General features: G+C 42.0%; 18 protein-coding genes. 3 read left to right on the forward strand and 15 right to left on the reverse strand.

Annotation, left to right across the window (positions count from 1 at the left end):
* Positions 1-59 precede the first annotated feature (59 nt).
* Positions 60-449: a response regulator gene (locus ACODST_RS14040; RefSeq protein WP_488932744.1), complete on the forward strand. Its 390-nt coding sequence runs from the start codon at positions 60-62 to the stop codon at positions 447-449.
* A gap of 168 nt (positions 450-617) precedes the next feature.
* Here the strand turns inward: ACODST_RS14040 and ACODST_RS14045 are convergent, their stop codons facing one another.
* The 9 genes from ACODST_RS14045 to ACODST_RS14085 form a co-directional block, all read right to left on the reverse strand.
* A complete protein-coding gene (locus tag ACODST_RS14045) occupies positions 618-962 on the reverse strand; it encodes a hypothetical protein (RefSeq protein ID WP_488932745.1) in 345 nt (114 codons plus the stop codon).
* A gap of 138 nt (positions 963-1,100) precedes the next feature.
* The gene (locus ACODST_RS14050; RefSeq protein WP_488932746.1) at positions 1,101-2,399 is read right to left on the reverse strand and encodes a DASH family cryptochrome; all 1,299 of its coding nucleotides are present in this window, start codon (positions 2,397-2,399) and stop codon (positions 1,101-1,103) included.
* Positions 2,400-2,556: 157 nt separating this feature from the next.
* Positions 2,557-3,393 (reverse strand): phytoene/squalene synthase family protein, encoded by an 837-nt coding sequence (locus tag ACODST_RS14055; RefSeq protein WP_488932747.1) that lies wholly within the window; start codon positions 3,391-3,393, stop codon positions 2,557-2,559.
* Between the two features lie 99 nt (positions 3,394-3,492).
* Positions 3,493-4,158 (reverse strand): MarR family winged helix-turn-helix transcriptional regulator, encoded by a 666-nt coding sequence (locus ACODST_RS14060; protein WP_488932748.1) that lies wholly within the window; start codon positions 4,156-4,158, stop codon positions 3,493-3,495.
* A 189-nt stretch (positions 4,159-4,347) separates the two neighbouring features.
* Positions 4,348-5,886 carry a cryptochrome/photolyase family protein gene (locus tag ACODST_RS14065; RefSeq protein ID WP_488932749.1) on the reverse strand — a complete coding sequence of 513 codons (1,539 nt, stop codon included), beginning with the start codon at positions 5,884-5,886 and terminating at the stop codon, positions 4,348-4,350.
* 1 nt (position 5,887) lies between these two features.
* Positions 5,888-6,025 carry a DUF2256 domain-containing protein gene (locus ACODST_RS14070; RefSeq protein WP_488932750.1) on the reverse strand — a complete coding sequence of 46 codons (138 nt, stop codon included), beginning with the start codon at positions 6,023-6,025 and terminating at the stop codon, positions 5,888-5,890.
* A 24-nt stretch (positions 6,026-6,049) separates the two neighbouring features.
* Positions 6,050-6,259 carry a hypothetical protein gene (locus ACODST_RS14075; protein ID WP_488932751.1) on the reverse strand — a complete coding sequence of 70 codons (210 nt, stop codon included), beginning with the start codon at positions 6,257-6,259 and terminating at the stop codon, positions 6,050-6,052.
* A 9-nt stretch (positions 6,260-6,268) separates the two neighbouring features.
* Positions 6,269-6,685 (reverse strand): DUF2452 domain-containing protein, encoded by a 417-nt coding sequence (locus ACODST_RS14080; RefSeq protein ID WP_488932752.1) that lies wholly within the window; start codon positions 6,683-6,685, stop codon positions 6,269-6,271.
* 15 nt (positions 6,686-6,700) lie between these two features.
* Complete coding sequence (locus ACODST_RS14085) at positions 6,701-7,003, reverse strand: TIGR03643 family protein (RefSeq protein ID WP_488932753.1); 303 nt, start codon at positions 7,001-7,003, stop codon at positions 6,701-6,703.
* Positions 7,004-7,287: 284 nt separating this feature from the next.
* Between ACODST_RS14085 and ACODST_RS14090 the strand changes: the two genes are divergently transcribed.
* On the forward strand, positions 7,288-9,162 hold the full coding sequence (locus ACODST_RS14090) for an ATP-binding protein (protein WP_488932754.1): 1,875 nt from the start codon (positions 7,288-7,290) through the stop codon (positions 9,160-9,162).
* A 270-nt stretch (positions 9,163-9,432) separates the two neighbouring features.
* Here ACODST_RS14090 and ACODST_RS14095 read toward each other — a convergent pair whose 3' ends face one another.
* Positions 9,433-9,885 carry a carboxymuconolactone decarboxylase family protein gene (locus ACODST_RS14095; protein WP_488932755.1) on the reverse strand — a complete coding sequence of 151 codons (453 nt, stop codon included), beginning with the start codon at positions 9,883-9,885 and terminating at the stop codon, positions 9,433-9,435.
* A 69-nt stretch (positions 9,886-9,954) separates the two neighbouring features.
* Entirely contained in the window at positions 9,955-10,530 is a 576-nt protein-coding gene (locus tag ACODST_RS14100; protein ID WP_488932756.1) for a Crp/Fnr family transcriptional regulator, read from the reverse strand.
* A 133-nt stretch (positions 10,531-10,663) separates the two neighbouring features.
* Between ACODST_RS14100 and ACODST_RS14105 the strand changes: the two genes are divergently transcribed.
* Entirely contained in the window at positions 10,664-10,822 is a 159-nt protein-coding gene (locus tag ACODST_RS14105; protein ID WP_488932757.1) for a hypothetical protein, read from the forward strand.
* 623 nt (positions 10,823-11,445) lie between these two features.
* Here ACODST_RS14105 and ACODST_RS14110 read toward each other — a convergent pair.
* From ACODST_RS14110 to ACODST_RS14125, 4 genes are all read right to left on the reverse strand, one after another.
* Entirely contained in the window at positions 11,446-12,159 is a 714-nt protein-coding gene (locus ACODST_RS14110) for a DUF3667 domain-containing protein (protein WP_488932758.1), read from the reverse strand.
* Between the two features lie 171 nt (positions 12,160-12,330).
* Positions 12,331-13,050 carry a hypothetical protein gene (locus ACODST_RS14115; protein ID WP_488932759.1) on the reverse strand — a complete coding sequence of 240 codons (720 nt, stop codon included), beginning with the start codon at positions 13,048-13,050 and terminating at the stop codon, positions 12,331-12,333.
* A gap of 593 nt (positions 13,051-13,643) precedes the next feature.
* On the reverse strand, positions 13,644-14,657 hold the full coding sequence (gene hemH / locus ACODST_RS14120; protein ID WP_488932760.1) for a ferrochelatase: 1,014 nt from the start codon (positions 14,655-14,657) through the stop codon (positions 13,644-13,646).
* 120 nt (positions 14,658-14,777) lie between these two features.
* Positions 14,778-15,017 carry a DUF6965 family protein gene (locus tag ACODST_RS14125; protein ID WP_488932761.1) on the reverse strand — a complete coding sequence of 80 codons (240 nt, stop codon included), beginning with the start codon at positions 15,015-15,017 and terminating at the stop codon, positions 14,778-14,780.
* Positions 15,018-15,361: the final 344 nt, after the last annotated feature.

A 15,361-nucleotide genomic window follows, 5' to 3' on the forward strand; every position in this document is an offset into this window, starting at 1 on the left:
TGTAACTGCGGAAAAGAACACAGGAGATGCTGAAGGAGTATTGCCCTAAAACTATTTATATGGCCGATGATGATGATGATGACAGGATGCTCTTTGCAGATGCTCTTGCAGAGCTGGAGCTGCCTGTTCAGTTAAAACAGGCTCCGGACGGACAGCGTCTACTTGATATGCTTTATCAGGGAGCAGAACAGCTTCCTGAAATTATATTTCTGGACATCAATATGCCCGGCAGAAGCGGCTTTGAATGCCTAAAGGAAATAAAAAATGCAGGCAGGGATTTCAGAGGTGCGAAAGTGGTCATGCTCTCCACCAGCAGCTCGCCTGAGAACATAGAAATGTCCTATGGTCTGGGAGCTGATCTCTATGCCGTGAAGCCCAGCTCGTTCCAGGCCCTCAAAGAGCTGCTTTATCATATTCTGACCTTGGACTGGGGTAAAAATGAAAAGTGAAAAATATTCCCGCCCAAAATTGCAGCTGGCGCGTCGCGGCTGATCCGAAAGGGCATTGGAGAAATTACTTGTTTATGAAAATTGCCGACCTGATATCTATGCATTACAACCTGATGCAATTTTTTTTTATCTGCTCTATTATTGATAGAATGTCAATTTTACTCACTTTCAATTTAAACTTAAAGGAAGGGGTGGCGTTTTTTTTGTTATTTCCATAAGATCTTCGAGCAGTTTGAATTCCCCCCAGATAAACAGTATGCCCAGAGAATAAATATCTTCCCAGCAGGCCGTTTTTACAGTCAGCTCCAGGTCTAGATTTTTGCCGCAGATGAAAGTCAGATTCAGGTTTTTCTCAATTTTTAAAACGTATTGGCCATCGCTGCATCCCATCCAGAATGCCGCGCCGCTATGCTGTGTTTTCATGATTTGGTCAAGAGTGCCGCCAAAGTCTTCCGCGCTGATATCATTCATCGAGCCTCCCCAGTTTTTCTCTATCCATAGTACTTTTTTCATAACCTTTAATTTGGTATTTTCTATTCAGAACACCTCATTAACCTTCTGTTTGCCGAAAAGGGCCGCGTGTTTCTGTTTGCAGGCGTATATACAGGGCGATGGGCTGCCGGCTTCCAGTATCCGATATATTTCCCAAGGTCAACGCTGCTTATTTAACCATAAATTTCGAAAGATTTTATTTTTGTCATAATCCTGCGCCTGCTTATCAATATTGAACGACCTTCTGCCTCTTGGATCATTGCCTGCCCCGGCTAAATAAGCCCAGTTACCCCAGTTGCTGCAGACATCATAATCGATGAGCTGCTGCTCGAAATAAGCGGCACCGTAACGCCAGTCTGCATCCAGACTGCTGCAGAGATAGCTTGCAGCAGTCTGACGAGCGCGGTTGCTGATAAAACCGGTAAGATTTAGTTCAGTCATGGCAGCATCAATGAAATCAACTCCCGTTTTTGCCTCAGTCCAGCTGCGGAGCTTCTCAAAAAGGATTGGTTTTGAAGCGGTCGCTTTATTTTTAATTCCATTTTTTTGAAAAAAGCTGTTGTGGTGCTTTTTCATCATAAATCTAAAGTAATCACGCCATAGCAGCTCGAATACCAGCCAGTAGGTTGATTCATTTGCTTTATAAATCGATTCATATTTTTTAAGTTCCTGATAAATGAATCTTGGTGATATGCATCCCAGGGCAAGCCATGGAGAAAATTTAGAAGAATAATCAGCACCTGTCATCCCATTGCGGGTCTGCTTATAGACGGCGATGCACTGCGATTCAAAAAAATAATATTCAATTCTTTTCAAACCCTGCGATTCTCCTCCGACAAACTCAAGAGCGGCCCGGGGGTCTCTCTTTGTCTGCTTTAATCCCAACTGCTGAAGATCTGGAATATCCGCCTTGGGAATATCCGGGGATTTGATAGAATTTGGTTTTTCAAAGGCTGGTCTAATTATAGAATCCTTCTCTGCCTTTTTTCTGAATTCAGTAAATACATCGGGTATGTTCTTTATGGAAAATGGAAGATCTTCTGCATGGTGCAGAGTGCTGGTGGAGAAGGTCAGAAGTTCGCATCGCATTTTAAAAAGCTCAGCCTCGACAAGTTTTTCGGTGCGCTTTTCCTCAAAAGCAACCTCCCGCTTGGCATATACTTTCAAAGCCCTGTAATGCAGTGCGGCTTTTGGAATTTCGATTTCAGGTTTACCTTTTAAAATAAGCAGGCCTGAGCCGGCAGCCCTTAAAGAGGCATCCAGGTCAAGAAGGGATTCAATTAGGAACTGCCCCCTGAAATCACCGGTTTTTTTAAATCCGTAAGGTGTTTCTCCAAAATGTGAATCGTCGAAACAATAAACAGGGACAATACTGTCATTTTGTAAAACGGCTTTAAAAAAAGTTTCATTATCGGCCAGCCGCAAATCAGTTTTAAACCAGACTATTGCTGTTCTCATAATCTTGTGTTATTTAATGAATAATGGCCCCGTTGTGCTAAATTTTTTTTTTTTTTTTTTCTTGATCAAGTATTAATCACGCTCCAGTTTATATTAAGCTGTAAGCTATGTTTAATAAACTCAAAAACAGCAGTCGAAAGCAGCAGTAACGTGGCTTTTAAAGGCAGGCAGCCTTATACCTCAGGTAGCTTTTAAAGGCCACGAGCACTTTTTCAGAATCTGCCACCCGGATTCTGCTGTTTAATATTTCATTGTGTGATCTGCTTTTAATCTTTTTAAATAATGATAAATAATATTTATAGGCAAGGTACACGCCGAACATGGAGGTGTCGGGCAGTTTTTTTATTCCGATAAGGGCTGTGCGGAATTCTTCCTCAATTTCTTTTTCGATCCTGTATTTTGCATCGCTGTCAAACACATTCATTTCAATGTTGGGAAAATAGATGCGCCCAAGTACCTGATAATCATCTTTCAGATCCCTTAGAAAGTTGATCTTTTGAAAGGCCGAACCCAGTTTCATTGCATAAGGTTTGAGTTCTTCATATTTTTCTCTGTCGCCCTTTGTAAAAACCTGCAGGCACATCAGGCCCACTACCTCGGCAGAGCCGAAAATATACTCTTTGTACAGTTCAGGGCTGTAATCTATTTTCTGAAGATCCATTTCCATACTGTGAAGAAAATGGTCTATTAATTTTTTTTCGATTTTGTAGTGATTTACAGTCTGCTGAAAGCAGTGCAGAATCGGGTTGAGTGAAATGCCTTCCTCAAGGGCATCCTGGGTTTCTGTTTTCAGCCGGGAGAGTAATTTTTCTTTATCATAATTGTGGAAACTATCCACAATTTCGTCTGCCAGTCTTACATATCCGTAAATGGCATACACGGCAGAGCGTATCGAAGGCTTTAGGGCCAGAATGCCCAGAGAGAAGCTCGTGCTGTACTTGTTTGTTGCCAGCCTGCTTACAGAGTAGGAAAGTTCATCGAATAACTCTTTCATGTGCTTATTTTTTAAATCCGCTTATCTGATCCGAGGCAATTCCTTCTGAAATTACAGGGATGCCCGAAAAAACAGATCCGACCGGGGCTGTTTTGCTTATCATTGTTTTTTATCGTTTAGTACATCGTTTAATAAATTGGCCGCACCTGCGTTTTTATTGAAAATGGGCTCATGGAAATCATGAAGCTTGGTGAGAAGCCTGATTAGATCCATTTTTTCATTGTAGGTTAACTCTGCCGAAACTATCTGGGTTGCTTTTCTGATTTTATCCATCTGCCGCTCCAACAGCCCGAGCCCCTCAGCGGTTATTTTTAACAGCTTTCTTCTTTTGTCCTGCTCAGAACCGGTCTGGCTTATCCAGCCCCTTGCAATGAGTCTGTTTATAATCTGCATTCCGGCAGGCTTATCATGGGCATTTTTTTTTATCAGATCCATTTTAGAGATTTCTCCTGCTGATTTAAGGTTTATCAGATAACTGAAATCGTCTTGGCTCGAAAATTCAGAACCATTTATGGCTGATTTAGAATAGTTTTTCGCATATCTGTTTAAATGGACCAGTAAGGTGGCAATAACACTCTCTGCGCTTCTGCCATTTTCTTTTCCCTCCCATTTGGGCTCATCTTTACGGCTTTGATGACCTTTATACCCGTCAGCAATCCATTTCTTGAACCCCTCGGCATCATTGGAATATCTAAGGTCGTTTAAATGCTCGGACTCAAATTCTTCAATAAGGCCGATAAGGTCTGTAATGATTTTATACTTCATCGGATTTTATTTAGGATATAAATATACTATATTTTTAATTATAAAGTGTATTTTTAAACTATTTTTGTTCCAATATTCTAATGCAGGGGGATACTGGAGCGGGCATAAGCCATCCTGCAGATAAAACATACCGAAGGCCTGCTATGGCTGCTGCCGCAGCTGATGGGTGATACATCTGACTGCAGCTGTTTATAGGCTGTTTATATTTTTTAGATAATAATCGGCCTGTTCCAATAAAGCTGTTTTATCTTCGGGTTTGATTTTGTGCCATAGCTTGTAGATCATTCCAATCCGGGGATTATGAGCCAGTTTACTTTCATGTTTGTCATAAAAATTCCAGTAAAGGCTGTTAAATGGACAGGCCTTGTGTCCGGTTTTTTTTGCTTTATTATAAAAACAGGTGCCGCAGTAATGGCTCATCTTGTCAATGTAGGCTGCTGAGCTAACATAGGGTTTTGTACCGACAATCCCTGCGTCTGCAAACTGGCTCATACCGCGTGTGTTGGTAATTTCCACCCAATCCAGGGCATCAATGTAGATACCAAGATACCATTTGTCCACTTCATCAGGATCTGTTCCCGCCAAAAGGGCAAAATTCCCTGTAATCATTAAGCGCTGGATATGATGTGCATAGGCAGAGGCAAGAGATTGGGTTAAGGCCTCTTTAAGGCAGTTCATTTTCGTTCTGCCTGTCCAGAACCAATCGGGTAATTTTGCTGAATGATTGAAAAAATTCAGGGAGGCGTAGTGCGGCATCTTCAGCCAGTAGATTCCCCTCGTGTATTCGCGCCATCCAATAATCTGCCGTACAAAACCTTCTAACTGGTTAAAGGCAATACGGCCAGGTTTCTCCTGCCATGCAGTAAGGGCAGCCTGTATGACTTCGGAAGGGGAAATCATTTTTGTGTTCAATGAAAAGGATAACCTGGAATGATATAAAGACCATTCACCCGGAAGCATAGCATCCTGATAAGAACCGAAAAGCGGAAGGCATTCCCTTGTAAAGTAAGCCAGCAGTTCCAAAGACTGATCCCTGTTTATGGGCCAGATAAAATTGTTTTTGTCAATCAGGCCAATGGTTTTAATATCGGTCTGCAGAATTGTTTCCACTATATCCGAAACATCATTGCTGAAAACCAGCGGGGCAGGAGGTCTATGGTTTTTGGGCAGTTTCTTTCTGTTCTCCTGGTCGTAATTCCACTGTCCCGTCATAGGAGCATCTCCCGACATGAGTATGCGGTGCTTTTTTCGTATGGCACGGTAGAAGCTTTCCATCAAAAAAGTTTTGCTGCCTTCAAAAAATTTCCCGAGTTCTTCACGGGTGCTTAGAAAGTGCTCGGTATCATAAACTTTAAAGGGAATAGCAAGCTGCGATGTGAAATTTCTCAATATCAGATCTACACGGTATTCATCAGGCAGCTGATACTCAAATCTGTTGTAATGATCTCTTGCTGTAAGAAAAGACAGATTGGCTTCAAATGACTGCAGATTGCCTTTGTCGTTTATTTTCAAATAAATGCAGTGGTGTTTCTTGGATTTCAGGAAATGGCTAAACTGCCGCATGGCGGCAAAAAAGCCTGCTGTTTTCTGGATATGATGTGCGGCATAATCAGTTTCAGTCCGGATTTCCATCATCACATAGGTGGTCGAATGATCTGTTTTTTCAAACCAGGAATGATTATAATTCAACTGGTCGCCGAGAATGAGCCTTAACGTTTTATCTGCCATACTATTTATTGCTTCTGCATTTATCACTGCAGTATTTTACCTGCTCCCAGACTTTTTCCCATTTCTTTCTCCAGGAGAATGGCCGGCCGCATACCGGGCAGGTTTTAGCGGGAAGATTTTGTTTTTTAACCCTTCGCATGATCCCTGATTTGATATGGCAGTTCTATTGTGATCTATTGTCTTGTTTTTTTCTGGCACTATAAACAGCATCACTGGCATGCTTTCTGGTCTGTTCGATATCGACGATCGGAAACGGATAATGAGTTGCAAGTGCCGCGCTCTTAAATCCGCCAAGGCTGTTGATTAGATGCACTGCATTTTGCTTTTCCATTTTTTCCAGTTCACTGGTGTTGAAATGTATTTTATTTTTCATCTGTTTCTATTAATGGGCAGTATCTGCATTTTTGAGCAGGATCCATTTTTTATCGGTGTTGAGCCTGATGGTGCCCACATGTTCTTTGTTCCATTGGTGGGGCGCAATTAGCGAGAGATAATTAAAACCGGCGGCATCCTTGTATAAATGATAGATTTCGCCCACGATGGGTTCAAAAGAAAATCTGGAATTGTAAATAAGCTCATTCCATTGGAATTCCTCGATTAAATTTTGATATTGAATTTTTAATTCATTGAATTTACTTTCAAATTCTTTATTCACCCTGCTGATTCCCATGTTTTTCCAGCCTGCCAGATTATCTGCCTGGATGACCGGTGCGCCTGCATTGGTCGCGTAAGGCAGAAGCCCTGCATTATAGCCATGCTCCTTGGAAAATACGACATTATCGGTTTTTTCTTTTTTCATGATCGGTGCCTTTTTTTATCTCTTTGAGATCTTATTGTTTGAAATGGCGCGCTGCCTGCTGCATTTAAAACGGTCTACCGCTTCGGGCCTTTTGGCAGCATGTTTGGTTCTGGATTTTTCAACGCGCTCACGCCATAGTTTATAGCTGCTGAATTTGAGCTGCTTTTTCATCAAGGCCCTGACATCTGCCTCGGCCAGTCCGTACTGAAATTGTATGGCATCAAAAGGGGTTCGGTCTTCCCACGCCATTTCGATGATCCGGTCTATGTGAATTTCATTTAAGTCACTTTTATCGATTTTTCCCAGAATCGGCTTCATGTATATTGTTTAACTATTTTTATTTTTTGTTAAACAAAAATAATCATTTTTATATTATGGCAGTCAAAAAAAGACGAAGTGGCTGCATTTAAAAGCAGTTTTTTTATAATCAGGCAGATGAGCTGTCTGGATTTGCCGCGCTAAATATTGCAGCAATGATATGCTGAATCCGTTTTTTTATTTAGTTAATGATTTAATATGCTAGATTTGCCTGTAAATAAATGCGCCATTTAAGCAATATAGTGTAAGGCTGATAATTCTGGCTCTCAATAAAACGGGTACAAATGAAAAAAACTCAATCCATTTTTTTTACAACTTTAGCAGTATGTCTCTTATATGCTCCTAAAGGCTTATCGCAGATAAGTGAAATAAAAAAGCTCCAGAGAAGTATTGGGTATACAGCAGATAAAAAAAAATTAGCAGATAAATACAATAGGCTGGCCATGCTTTCCCAGATGAGATACCGGGATTCCTGTTATTTCTATTCTGCCAAAGCCTTAAAGACTTCCCAGCAGATCGGTTATCTCAAAGGAACTGCTGATGCGCTGAACTGCCAGGGTATTTATTATTTGTCACTTAACAATTATCTTTCAGCTAAATATTTCAATGATGCCCTGGTGATTTACAAAGAAATAGGGGATACCGAGAATCAGGCCCAGCTTTTAATGAATATGAGTGTATTAATGTTTATTGATAATAATAGAAGTGAAGCCAAAAAATATATTTATAAGGCTTTTAAAAAGAGCAGACAGACGCTGAAGGACTCTATACAATCGATAATATTAAGTGATATTTTGACTATTGACACTGATCTGTCCGATGCAGAAAGGCATCAAATATTTAAAAAAGGGCTGGCCAAAGCCCAAAAGTATAAAGACTATCCGATGATAATTTCGTACCAGAATAATTTAGGGACACAGCTTTATAACGCAGGTAAAAAGCCGCAGGGTGTTGCCGTTCTGGAAAAGTCTGTAAAGATGGCAGAAAGGGAAGGGAGCGAATACGTGAAAGTTTCTGCCTATATGACCCTTGGAGAAATGATGCTGGACATGGGCAGGGTAGGAGAAGGCATTTCTTATTACCAGAAAGGGATCAACAGTTCTGAAAAATTTGGTTACACGGAGCGTTACCTTGCTTTTGCCGATAGGCTTTATAATTATTATAAACAGCAAAAACAAACTGACAGGGCCTTCTATTATGCATCACTTCTTTTAACCAAACAGAACGAATATGCCCAGAGAGTCAAAAAATCAGGCTTTAATTACCTGTCTTATGTTTCTAAAGAGTCACTTTTGGAAAAAGCAAAACAAGAATACCAGTACCAGAGAAAGCTCATTGCGCTGCTTGCGGGTATTACCCTGACCATGCTCCTTGTATTGTTTTTTCTCTGGCTGGCACTAAAAAACAGAAAGAAATTCTTGAAAGCAGAGCAGGAGCTTCATACGGCTTCTCTTGAAAAAAACCGCGAGCTTGAAATTTCAGAGCGTTTTAATACCATGCTTATTTCAATTCTGGCCCACGATATAAGAGAGCCATTTTCAAATATAGAGATGATCAGCCGGTTTTCTGACCAGGGACTGATTTCAAGTCCGGAAGAATTTAAAACTGTTATGAGCGAACTCAACAAGATCACGCGCCAGGGTATAAGTTTCATGGATGGAATTTTAGCATGGATTAAATCCAGAAAGCATAATTTTAACCTTCATACAGAAATGCTTAATGCAGCGGAGCTCTTCAGAGAAGCAAATCTTTTTTTTCAAAATGTGCAGCGAGAGAAAAGAATAAATCTAAGTCTGCAGCTGCCTTCGGACTTTAATTTTTCTGCGCCAAAACAAATTGCACTTTTTATATTTAGAAACTTATTAAGCAATGCTACAAAATATGCTCCCATCGGAAGTGCCATAACAGTCAGCTGTATAAATGAAAAGGACCGTATTGTTTTTAGAATACACAATATGGGAAAAGGCCTGCGGAAAGAAGTTCTGGATTCTCTTTTTGACCAGTATTCAGATTGCAGTGCTGATTCTATTAACGGCGGGGCAGGCGTGGCCCTGAAAATAAGCTATGATATGCTGCGTAATATTGGAGGAGACATCTGGGCAGAAAGCATTGAAAATGCAGCGACTGTTTTTTTTGCCGCATTTCCGATAAAAAAATGATATTCAAAAAGAACCTGTATATGATTTGGATTATCTTTCAAAAACTGATTTGACGGATTATTTAAAATAATGAAAAGAAGTAAATAATTTTTAATTGATGCCAGCAGCATTCATAAGCTCTCGGGGCTGGGTTCTTAATTTTGAACTGTGATGCTGATTGGCTTTGGGCGTTCCTGTAAAAGAAATGAGCCCGAAACAAACCGGGCCCATTATCGTCAGATCCACTTGCACTTCCCAGCTTTTGGGTGTCTTGAACCTTTTTCTGCAGTGTTACGCAAGGCTCTCTCCAATAGGCAGGCGGGTGCTCAGCACGACCCTGTTCCAGAGGTTGATCGCAATTACGGCAGCTATGATATCTGCAATCTCGGATTCGCTGAAAAAACCAAGGGCATCTGCATAGGCCTTATCCGAGAGCCCTTTCTGGTGGATCATTGTTATTTCCTCGGTCAGCACCAGGACCGCTTTTTCTTCCTGTGTAAAAATATCCCCGGCTTCCCTCCAGGCACCCACAAGAAAAATGCGCTGGCTGGATTCGCCATTTTTTATGGCATCCTGGGTATGGATGTTGATGCAGTAGGCGCAGCCGTTGAGCTGCGAGGCGCGGATTTTTATCAGTTCTTTTACCGTCCTGGATAGCGGCGAGGATGCAAGGTAGGTTTCCAGGCCTATCATCGCTTTTAGCGCGTTTGGAGCGGCAGCTTTGAAATTAAGTCTTTTTTGCATGGCAATTATCGTTTTAAAATTGTTCCCTGCAAAATTGGGCAATAAGGAAATGAAAAAACTTAAACTGGTTTAAGAAAGAAGCTTTTTTCTGATCTCGCTCAGATACTCGGGGGTGAAGCCCAGATAGGAGGCGATCAGGTACTGCGGGACGCGCTGTATGAATTCTGGGTGGTTGCGCGCCGCCTGGAAATAGAATTCTTCTTTGGAGAACGAGAAAAGGAACTGGATGCGCTTCTGGGCCGCCGCGTAGGCCCGCTGGTACACAAAACGGAAATAGCGCTCCATTACCGGGAACTCCTCCAGGAGCTTCTGCTGCTTCTCTGATGTGATGTAAAGGATTGTCGATTTTTCGACTGCCTGGATATAGAATTCGGTAGGAAGCTGGTTTTCATAGGCATAGTTGTCGGTGAGCCACCAGGTTTCAATCGCAAATTCGGTGGTCTGCTCGGTGCCTTTCTCGTTGATAAAGAATTTTCGAAGCAGGCCCTGAAGCACAAAATAATGATGCCGGCAGATTTCTCCCTCTTCCAATAGGTTTTCTTTTTTGCCAACCTGTTTTGTGTCGAAGAATTTTATGATCTGCTCAAACTCGTTGTCAGCAATATCTGCGAACTTGGCGATATGGTTTTTGAATATATCGGACATTGTAATTGAAAGGCTTGCGGGTATTTGATCTGCCGCCGGGTCCGGCAGAGTCTGGAAGCCTTTTTCCAGTATTTCTGATTATTGAATTTAAAGTATCAAAATTAGTGATTATATTTGGTTAAAAGCCATTATTATGAAAGCAGATAAACTAGTTGAGATCATTACAGTCCAGTCAGAGATTATAGAAATCCTGTCACGCGAGTATACAGATGCCCCGAGAAGCCCTTATGAGAAACAGGAAATGAGGGATCTGATAAGGCTCTTGAAGGATTTGCAGAAAGATTTTGTATGATAAATCAGCTTTGAAATGCGATATTAAGGTTAACTGAAGTGCCAGAGATGTTCATTATGCAGGCCGGCTGCCCTGGGCTGTTTTTTTATTCCAGACTTTTTCATTTTCGTATTGCCCTAAATGCTTTGGCGCGCCTTATTTTAATTTGGGGGGCAGAAACAGGGTGTTATTTTAATGGCGCAGGCTTCATGATAAGCTGGGCAGGTTGGAGCGGGCAGCTCCGTGGATTGTATGGCGTTGTTTTAATTTTTATTTTTTGGAGCTTTATCCCGCTATGCGCTCCAATCTTCTGCGTCCAGCCTCGGCGCAGAAGGATTTGCTCTGCTATCGGGACTAGGATAGTATATATAAACTACTCGTCCTGTTTTTTTGTTTAAACTTTCTGCCAGCTACTTTATACAAGTTTATAAAATGGTGCCAATAAGACCTTTTTAGCTGGTTTTGTGCAATTCTGAAACCCGATATCCGTCATGGGAAGAGTGTTAATTGATCCTGCACAGCAATTGCCCCTGCAGTAATTGATAAAATATACTTTAAAAAGTTTACTTTTCCAAAAAAGGACTTCTGCATGCGCGGCTTTTCGCTTTTACTATTTTTGTGCCCAATTATTTGAAAATAAACCGTTACATGATGCAGAGTATCACTATCGCGGTAGCGGCCAGCACCATCAGGTAGTTCAGCACGGCAGCCGAGAGTGTGAGTACAAATGTTTTAGCTGTGCCGATATTTTTAAAGAACTGTCCGTAGGTCCACAAAAGCAGGGCAAAGTCTGCCAAAAGGAGGACCTGAAGCGCCAATTGTGCGTTTTGTGACCAGATAAGCACCGGCAGTGTTAAAATTCGCAGCCAGAGTTTCTGTGTGCTGTAAAACGCATTAAGGACCAGATGTTCGGTGTAATTATAGCCCTGGCTGCGAAAAAGCAGGAAAGAGCTCAAGGAGAGCACCGGGAGCTGCAACAGGGTTATGATGGAGAAGTGGTGCGAAATCCACTGGTGGAAATCCTCATAATTGAATGTATCGTCATGCATATCCTTGAAAGGATCTATGTTCAGGGCATGGTAGAGAAGCCCGTAGAATCCCGCCACCACCAAAAGCATTGAAAAAGGCCTGTAGTGCCTGATGCGTTTCCCTTCGATATACTCCCGGATACTGTGCCCGGGCCTTGTGAAGAGTTCGCGCGCCGAGTGCAGTATGCCCCCATCCAGATGGATAAGCCCGCGCTTTAGGTCATCCATGACAAAGGATGCATTTATTTCATGGGTAGCGGCGGGCTGTCCGCACCAGCTGCAGAAGTTTCCTTCAAATGTATGCCCGCAGTTCTTGCAGATATGGCTCATAGTTTTAGCTGTTGGTCAGTTTTTTTGCTCCGGCAGGGATTTGGCATCTCTATTTGCGCCAGCTTCTCTTTGCAATGCACAAGGACTGGTGCCGGCTGATATTTCAAACATTTTTTTCCCTTTCTATGCAGCCTGCCGCAGGCAGTCATAAAACGGCATTGTTTTATGCTGTTATTTAACATAAATAGGGCTTCGTTTTAGCAGGTAAGTGATCGAATCGATCCAGCTGTCTTTCAGATTAAGAAATGGTTTTCTGCTCTGGGTGTAGATTTTAGCGCCGTTCTTATACATATCAAAATACACAGTGTAGTGGTAATACTCCTGCGTGCTGGCAGTGGTCACCGAACTATTGTTTGTTTTGGCTTTGGTGTAGGTGTCGTTTGCCTTTGCCGTTCCCGAGCTGTAGGTTGAAGTGGTCTGCCCCTGGGTGATGGTATAGGATATTTTGGCGGCAATAATATTGTCGGCTCCCAGAATTTTCTGCAGATCCTCTATCGGGGTTTCATCTATATTGGCGCTGCTGATCCCTGCCTTGTGCAGCAGGCTGTTGGTTACCCTTAAATCCTGCACGGTGAGAGGGAAAATATTCGATGACTTGTCGATTAGTTTATTGTAGATGTCGTTTTGTGCAAATCTGGCCATTTCCTCAGAGTTCTGCAGGTTGTCCGAATTCACGTAAGGGATGGGCAGAACGACGATTGTATTGGTTTTCGCCGGGGCATTTTCAACAGCCTGGTTTGCCGGCGGACCCGCAGCGGTGCCGGTGCCAGAAGCTGTATCGAATGTCTGGGACCTGCCGCCTGCAAAATCAATTCTGGCAATTCTGCTTATCTGCAGAGAAATCACCATTGTTTCCCCCGGAAGGGAATATTCGACCGAAGTATCAGACATTTTCGATATGCTGCACTCGATGACCTGGTAATCTTTTTTTATTATCCTGTCCAGTTTGGCAGTGCTTTTATTCTGGGCAGAGACCCCCGCCGCCAGAAGCAGGAATATTATGACCGCTGTCTTTATGAGCTTTTTCATGGTTTAGAGTATTTAATATTACAGGATCAGGATCATTACCGTTAATGTTTTACCGTTAAGGGATCTTTTTTAGTATTTTACATGCTAAAATAATATTAAAATAATGAAAATGCTATAAAAATAATTAAGAATATTTTTCTATATTTATTTTTTTTGTGTTTGTTTTCCAGTGTTTTAGGTGTTTTTTTGTTTGTATTTCCCAGGCCCTTTGTGAAGTTAAAACCAGAGCCTTTAAATGCGCACCGGGGATTTTTAGTTGCGGGATTCCATATATAAACTTTAATAACTGCATCATCAAAAGAACAAGGGAACTGCAGCATCTACTGCTTATTTTATTTGAACCTTTGCTGAGCTAAAGACGATCAGGACCATATAGCAGGCTGCGCGGGAGATTCCGCCTTCAGGCAGCTCCACCTAAATGCCCGCGCTGCTGTTATTTTCCGTTTCATATCATTTCATTCAGTCCAGCTGTTAATCCAGCTGCTGACAGTCTCACACCATTGCTGGTCGTCATTCAGGCACGGAATTGCCAGGAATTCTTCTCCGCCGTTTTCCTCAAAATCTTCTTTGGCGCGCATGGCTATTTCTTCGAGCGTTTCAAGACAATCTGAAACGAATGCAGGAGTTGCAACAGCGAGTTTCTTGATGCCGCGTGAGGGCATATTATTGATTTCGACATCGGTATAAGGCTCCAGCCATTTATCGCCAGCCAGACGAGATTGGAAAGTAAGGCTGTATTTGTCCGCTGGAATGTCTAATAGTTTAACAACCTGTCTTGTAGTTTCATAACATTGGTGGCGGTAGCAGAAATCGTGTGCCGGTGAAGGCGTGCTGCAGCAGGAACCGTCGATTTTGCAATGCGATTTTGTCACATCGGTTTTGCGGATATGGCGCTCCGGGATTCCGTGATATGAAAACAATAAATGATCATAATCAAATCCAACCAAGTGTTTCTTGATAGAATCTGCTAAGTTTTTGATGTAATCCGGTTTATTGTAAAATGCCGGAACATCGGTAAATTTCATGTGTGGGAATTTCTTTTTACGAATTTCTTCGGCTTTAACCAAAATAGTCAACGTGGAAGCCATTGCATATTGCGGATATAATGGAAAAAGCATTACATCGGTAACGCCTTTGTCTTTTAATTCCTGAAGTCCTTTTTCGATAGTCATGCTTCCATAACGCATTGCAAGTGCAACAGGAACATTTACCAAAGACTGTACTTTTTGCTGCATTCTTTCAGAAAGTACTACCAACGGTGAACCTTCGTCCCACCAAATTTTTGCATACGCGTGCGCTGATTCTTCTGGTCTTTTTCTCAGGATAATGCCCCGGACCAATAATGCCCTCAATAAATACGGAACATCAATCACGTATTTATCCATTAAAAATTCATCTAAATATGGTTTTACGTCTTTTGGAGCCGGGCTGTCCGGAGAACCTAAGTTTACTAATAATACGCCTTTCATTTTTTTGTTTTTTTTAGTATCTGCTCTTTAAGTTTATGTCAAAGATAGTTTTTGCGGCCTTTCGCAGACAGCGGCCGTCTTATTTTTATTTGCGGCGTAATTTAAGCAGTCAATGCTGTTTTATAACGGGGCAGCATCTCTCATCGGATCCTGCTGGGGGCTTTCCCTTATAAAGAGATAAAAATCCTTTAGGTGCCGCCATGCAGGGCATCTCTCAAGGGTGCCTTTATAATTCTCTATGGCCCAGTGGCAGCTTTTGAGAAAAATCTGCCAATCGCTTATTCTTGCCCACGGTTTCCACTGCAGCTCTTTTGGAGGGGGGAAGGCTTCAAAACAGCGTTTTATCTCTTCTGGGGTCATTGGGTAAAATTAGAAAAAAATAAAAAACCGGTCAAGGGGGGAAAGCCTCAGGGATGTTTTTTTTGCTGTGTGTTTTCTTTTTGTTTTTTTATTGCAGACTTTTTCATTCTATGCCTTTTGCTTTTCATCTATTTTAAGGGCAGAAATAGAGTTTTATTTTTTATTGGCAGCCCTTGATCTTAAGCCTGGCGTATTTGCGGCGTTAATTTTATTGTGCTGTTTTAATTTTAGTTTTAATATTTTGGAGCTGTTCCCGCTATTCGCTGCAATCTTCTGCGCCGGATCCCGGCGCAGCAGGATTTCCTCTGCTATCGGGGCTAAGGGGGAGACGGTTTTTTAGACAA

Source organism: Flavobacterium sp. FG19 (assembly GCF_057809475.1).

Coding starts and splice junctions, on each gene's coding strand:
- ACODST_RS14040 (WP_488932744.1), top strand. CDS start 60: ATGGCCGATGATGATGATGATGACAGGATGCTCTTTGCAGATGCTCTT.
- ACODST_RS14045 (WP_488932745.1), bottom strand. CDS start 962: ATGAAAAAAGTACTATGGATAGAGAAAAACTGGGGAGGCTCGATGAAT.
- ACODST_RS14050 (WP_488932746.1), bottom strand. CDS start 2,399: ATGAGAACAGCAATAGTCTGGTTTAAAACTGATTTGCGGCTGGCCGAT.
- ACODST_RS14055 (WP_488932747.1), bottom strand. CDS start 3,393: ATGAAAGAGTTATTCGATGAACTTTCCTACTCTGTAAGCAGGCTGGCA.
- ACODST_RS14060 (WP_488932748.1), bottom strand. CDS start 4,158: ATGAAGTATAAAATCATTACAGACCTTATCGGCCTTATTGAAGAATTT.
- ACODST_RS14065 (WP_488932749.1), bottom strand. CDS start 5,886: ATGGCAGATAAAACGTTAAGGCTCATTCTCGGCGACCAGTTGAATTAT.
- ACODST_RS14070 (WP_488932750.1), bottom strand. CDS start 6,025: ATGCGAAGGGTTAAAAAACAAAATCTTCCCGCTAAAACCTGCCCGGTA.
- ACODST_RS14075 (WP_488932751.1), bottom strand. CDS start 6,259: ATGAAAAATAAAATACATTTCAACACCAGTGAACTGGAAAAAATGGAA.
- ACODST_RS14080 (WP_488932752.1), bottom strand. CDS start 6,685: ATGAAAAAAGAAAAAACCGATAATGTCGTATTTTCCAAGGAGCATGGC.
- ACODST_RS14085 (WP_488932753.1), bottom strand. CDS start 7,003: ATGAAGCCGATTCTGGGAAAAATCGATAAAAGTGACTTAAATGAAATT.
- ACODST_RS14090 (WP_488932754.1), top strand. CDS start 7,288: ATGAAAAAAACTCAATCCATTTTTTTTACAACTTTAGCAGTATGTCTC.
- ACODST_RS14095 (WP_488932755.1), bottom strand. CDS start 9,885: ATGCAAAAAAGACTTAATTTCAAAGCTGCCGCTCCAAACGCGCTAAAA.
- ACODST_RS14100 (WP_488932756.1), bottom strand. CDS start 10,530: ATGTCCGATATATTCAAAAACCATATCGCCAAGTTCGCAGATATTGCT.
- ACODST_RS14105 (WP_488932757.1), top strand. CDS start 10,664: ATGAAAGCAGATAAACTAGTTGAGATCATTACAGTCCAGTCAGAGATT.
- ACODST_RS14110 (WP_488932758.1), bottom strand. CDS start 12,159: ATGAGCCATATCTGCAAGAACTGCGGGCATACATTTGAAGGAAACTTC.
- ACODST_RS14115 (WP_488932759.1), bottom strand. CDS start 13,050: ATGTCTGATACTTCGGTCGAATATTCCCTTCCGGGGGAAACAATGGTG.
- hemH (WP_488932760.1), bottom strand. CDS start 14,657: ATGAAAGGCGTATTATTAGTAAACTTAGGTTCTCCGGACAGCCCGGCT.
- ACODST_RS14125 (WP_488932761.1), bottom strand. CDS start 15,017: ATGACCCCAGAAGAGATAAAACGCTGTTTTGAAGCCTTCCCCCCTCCA.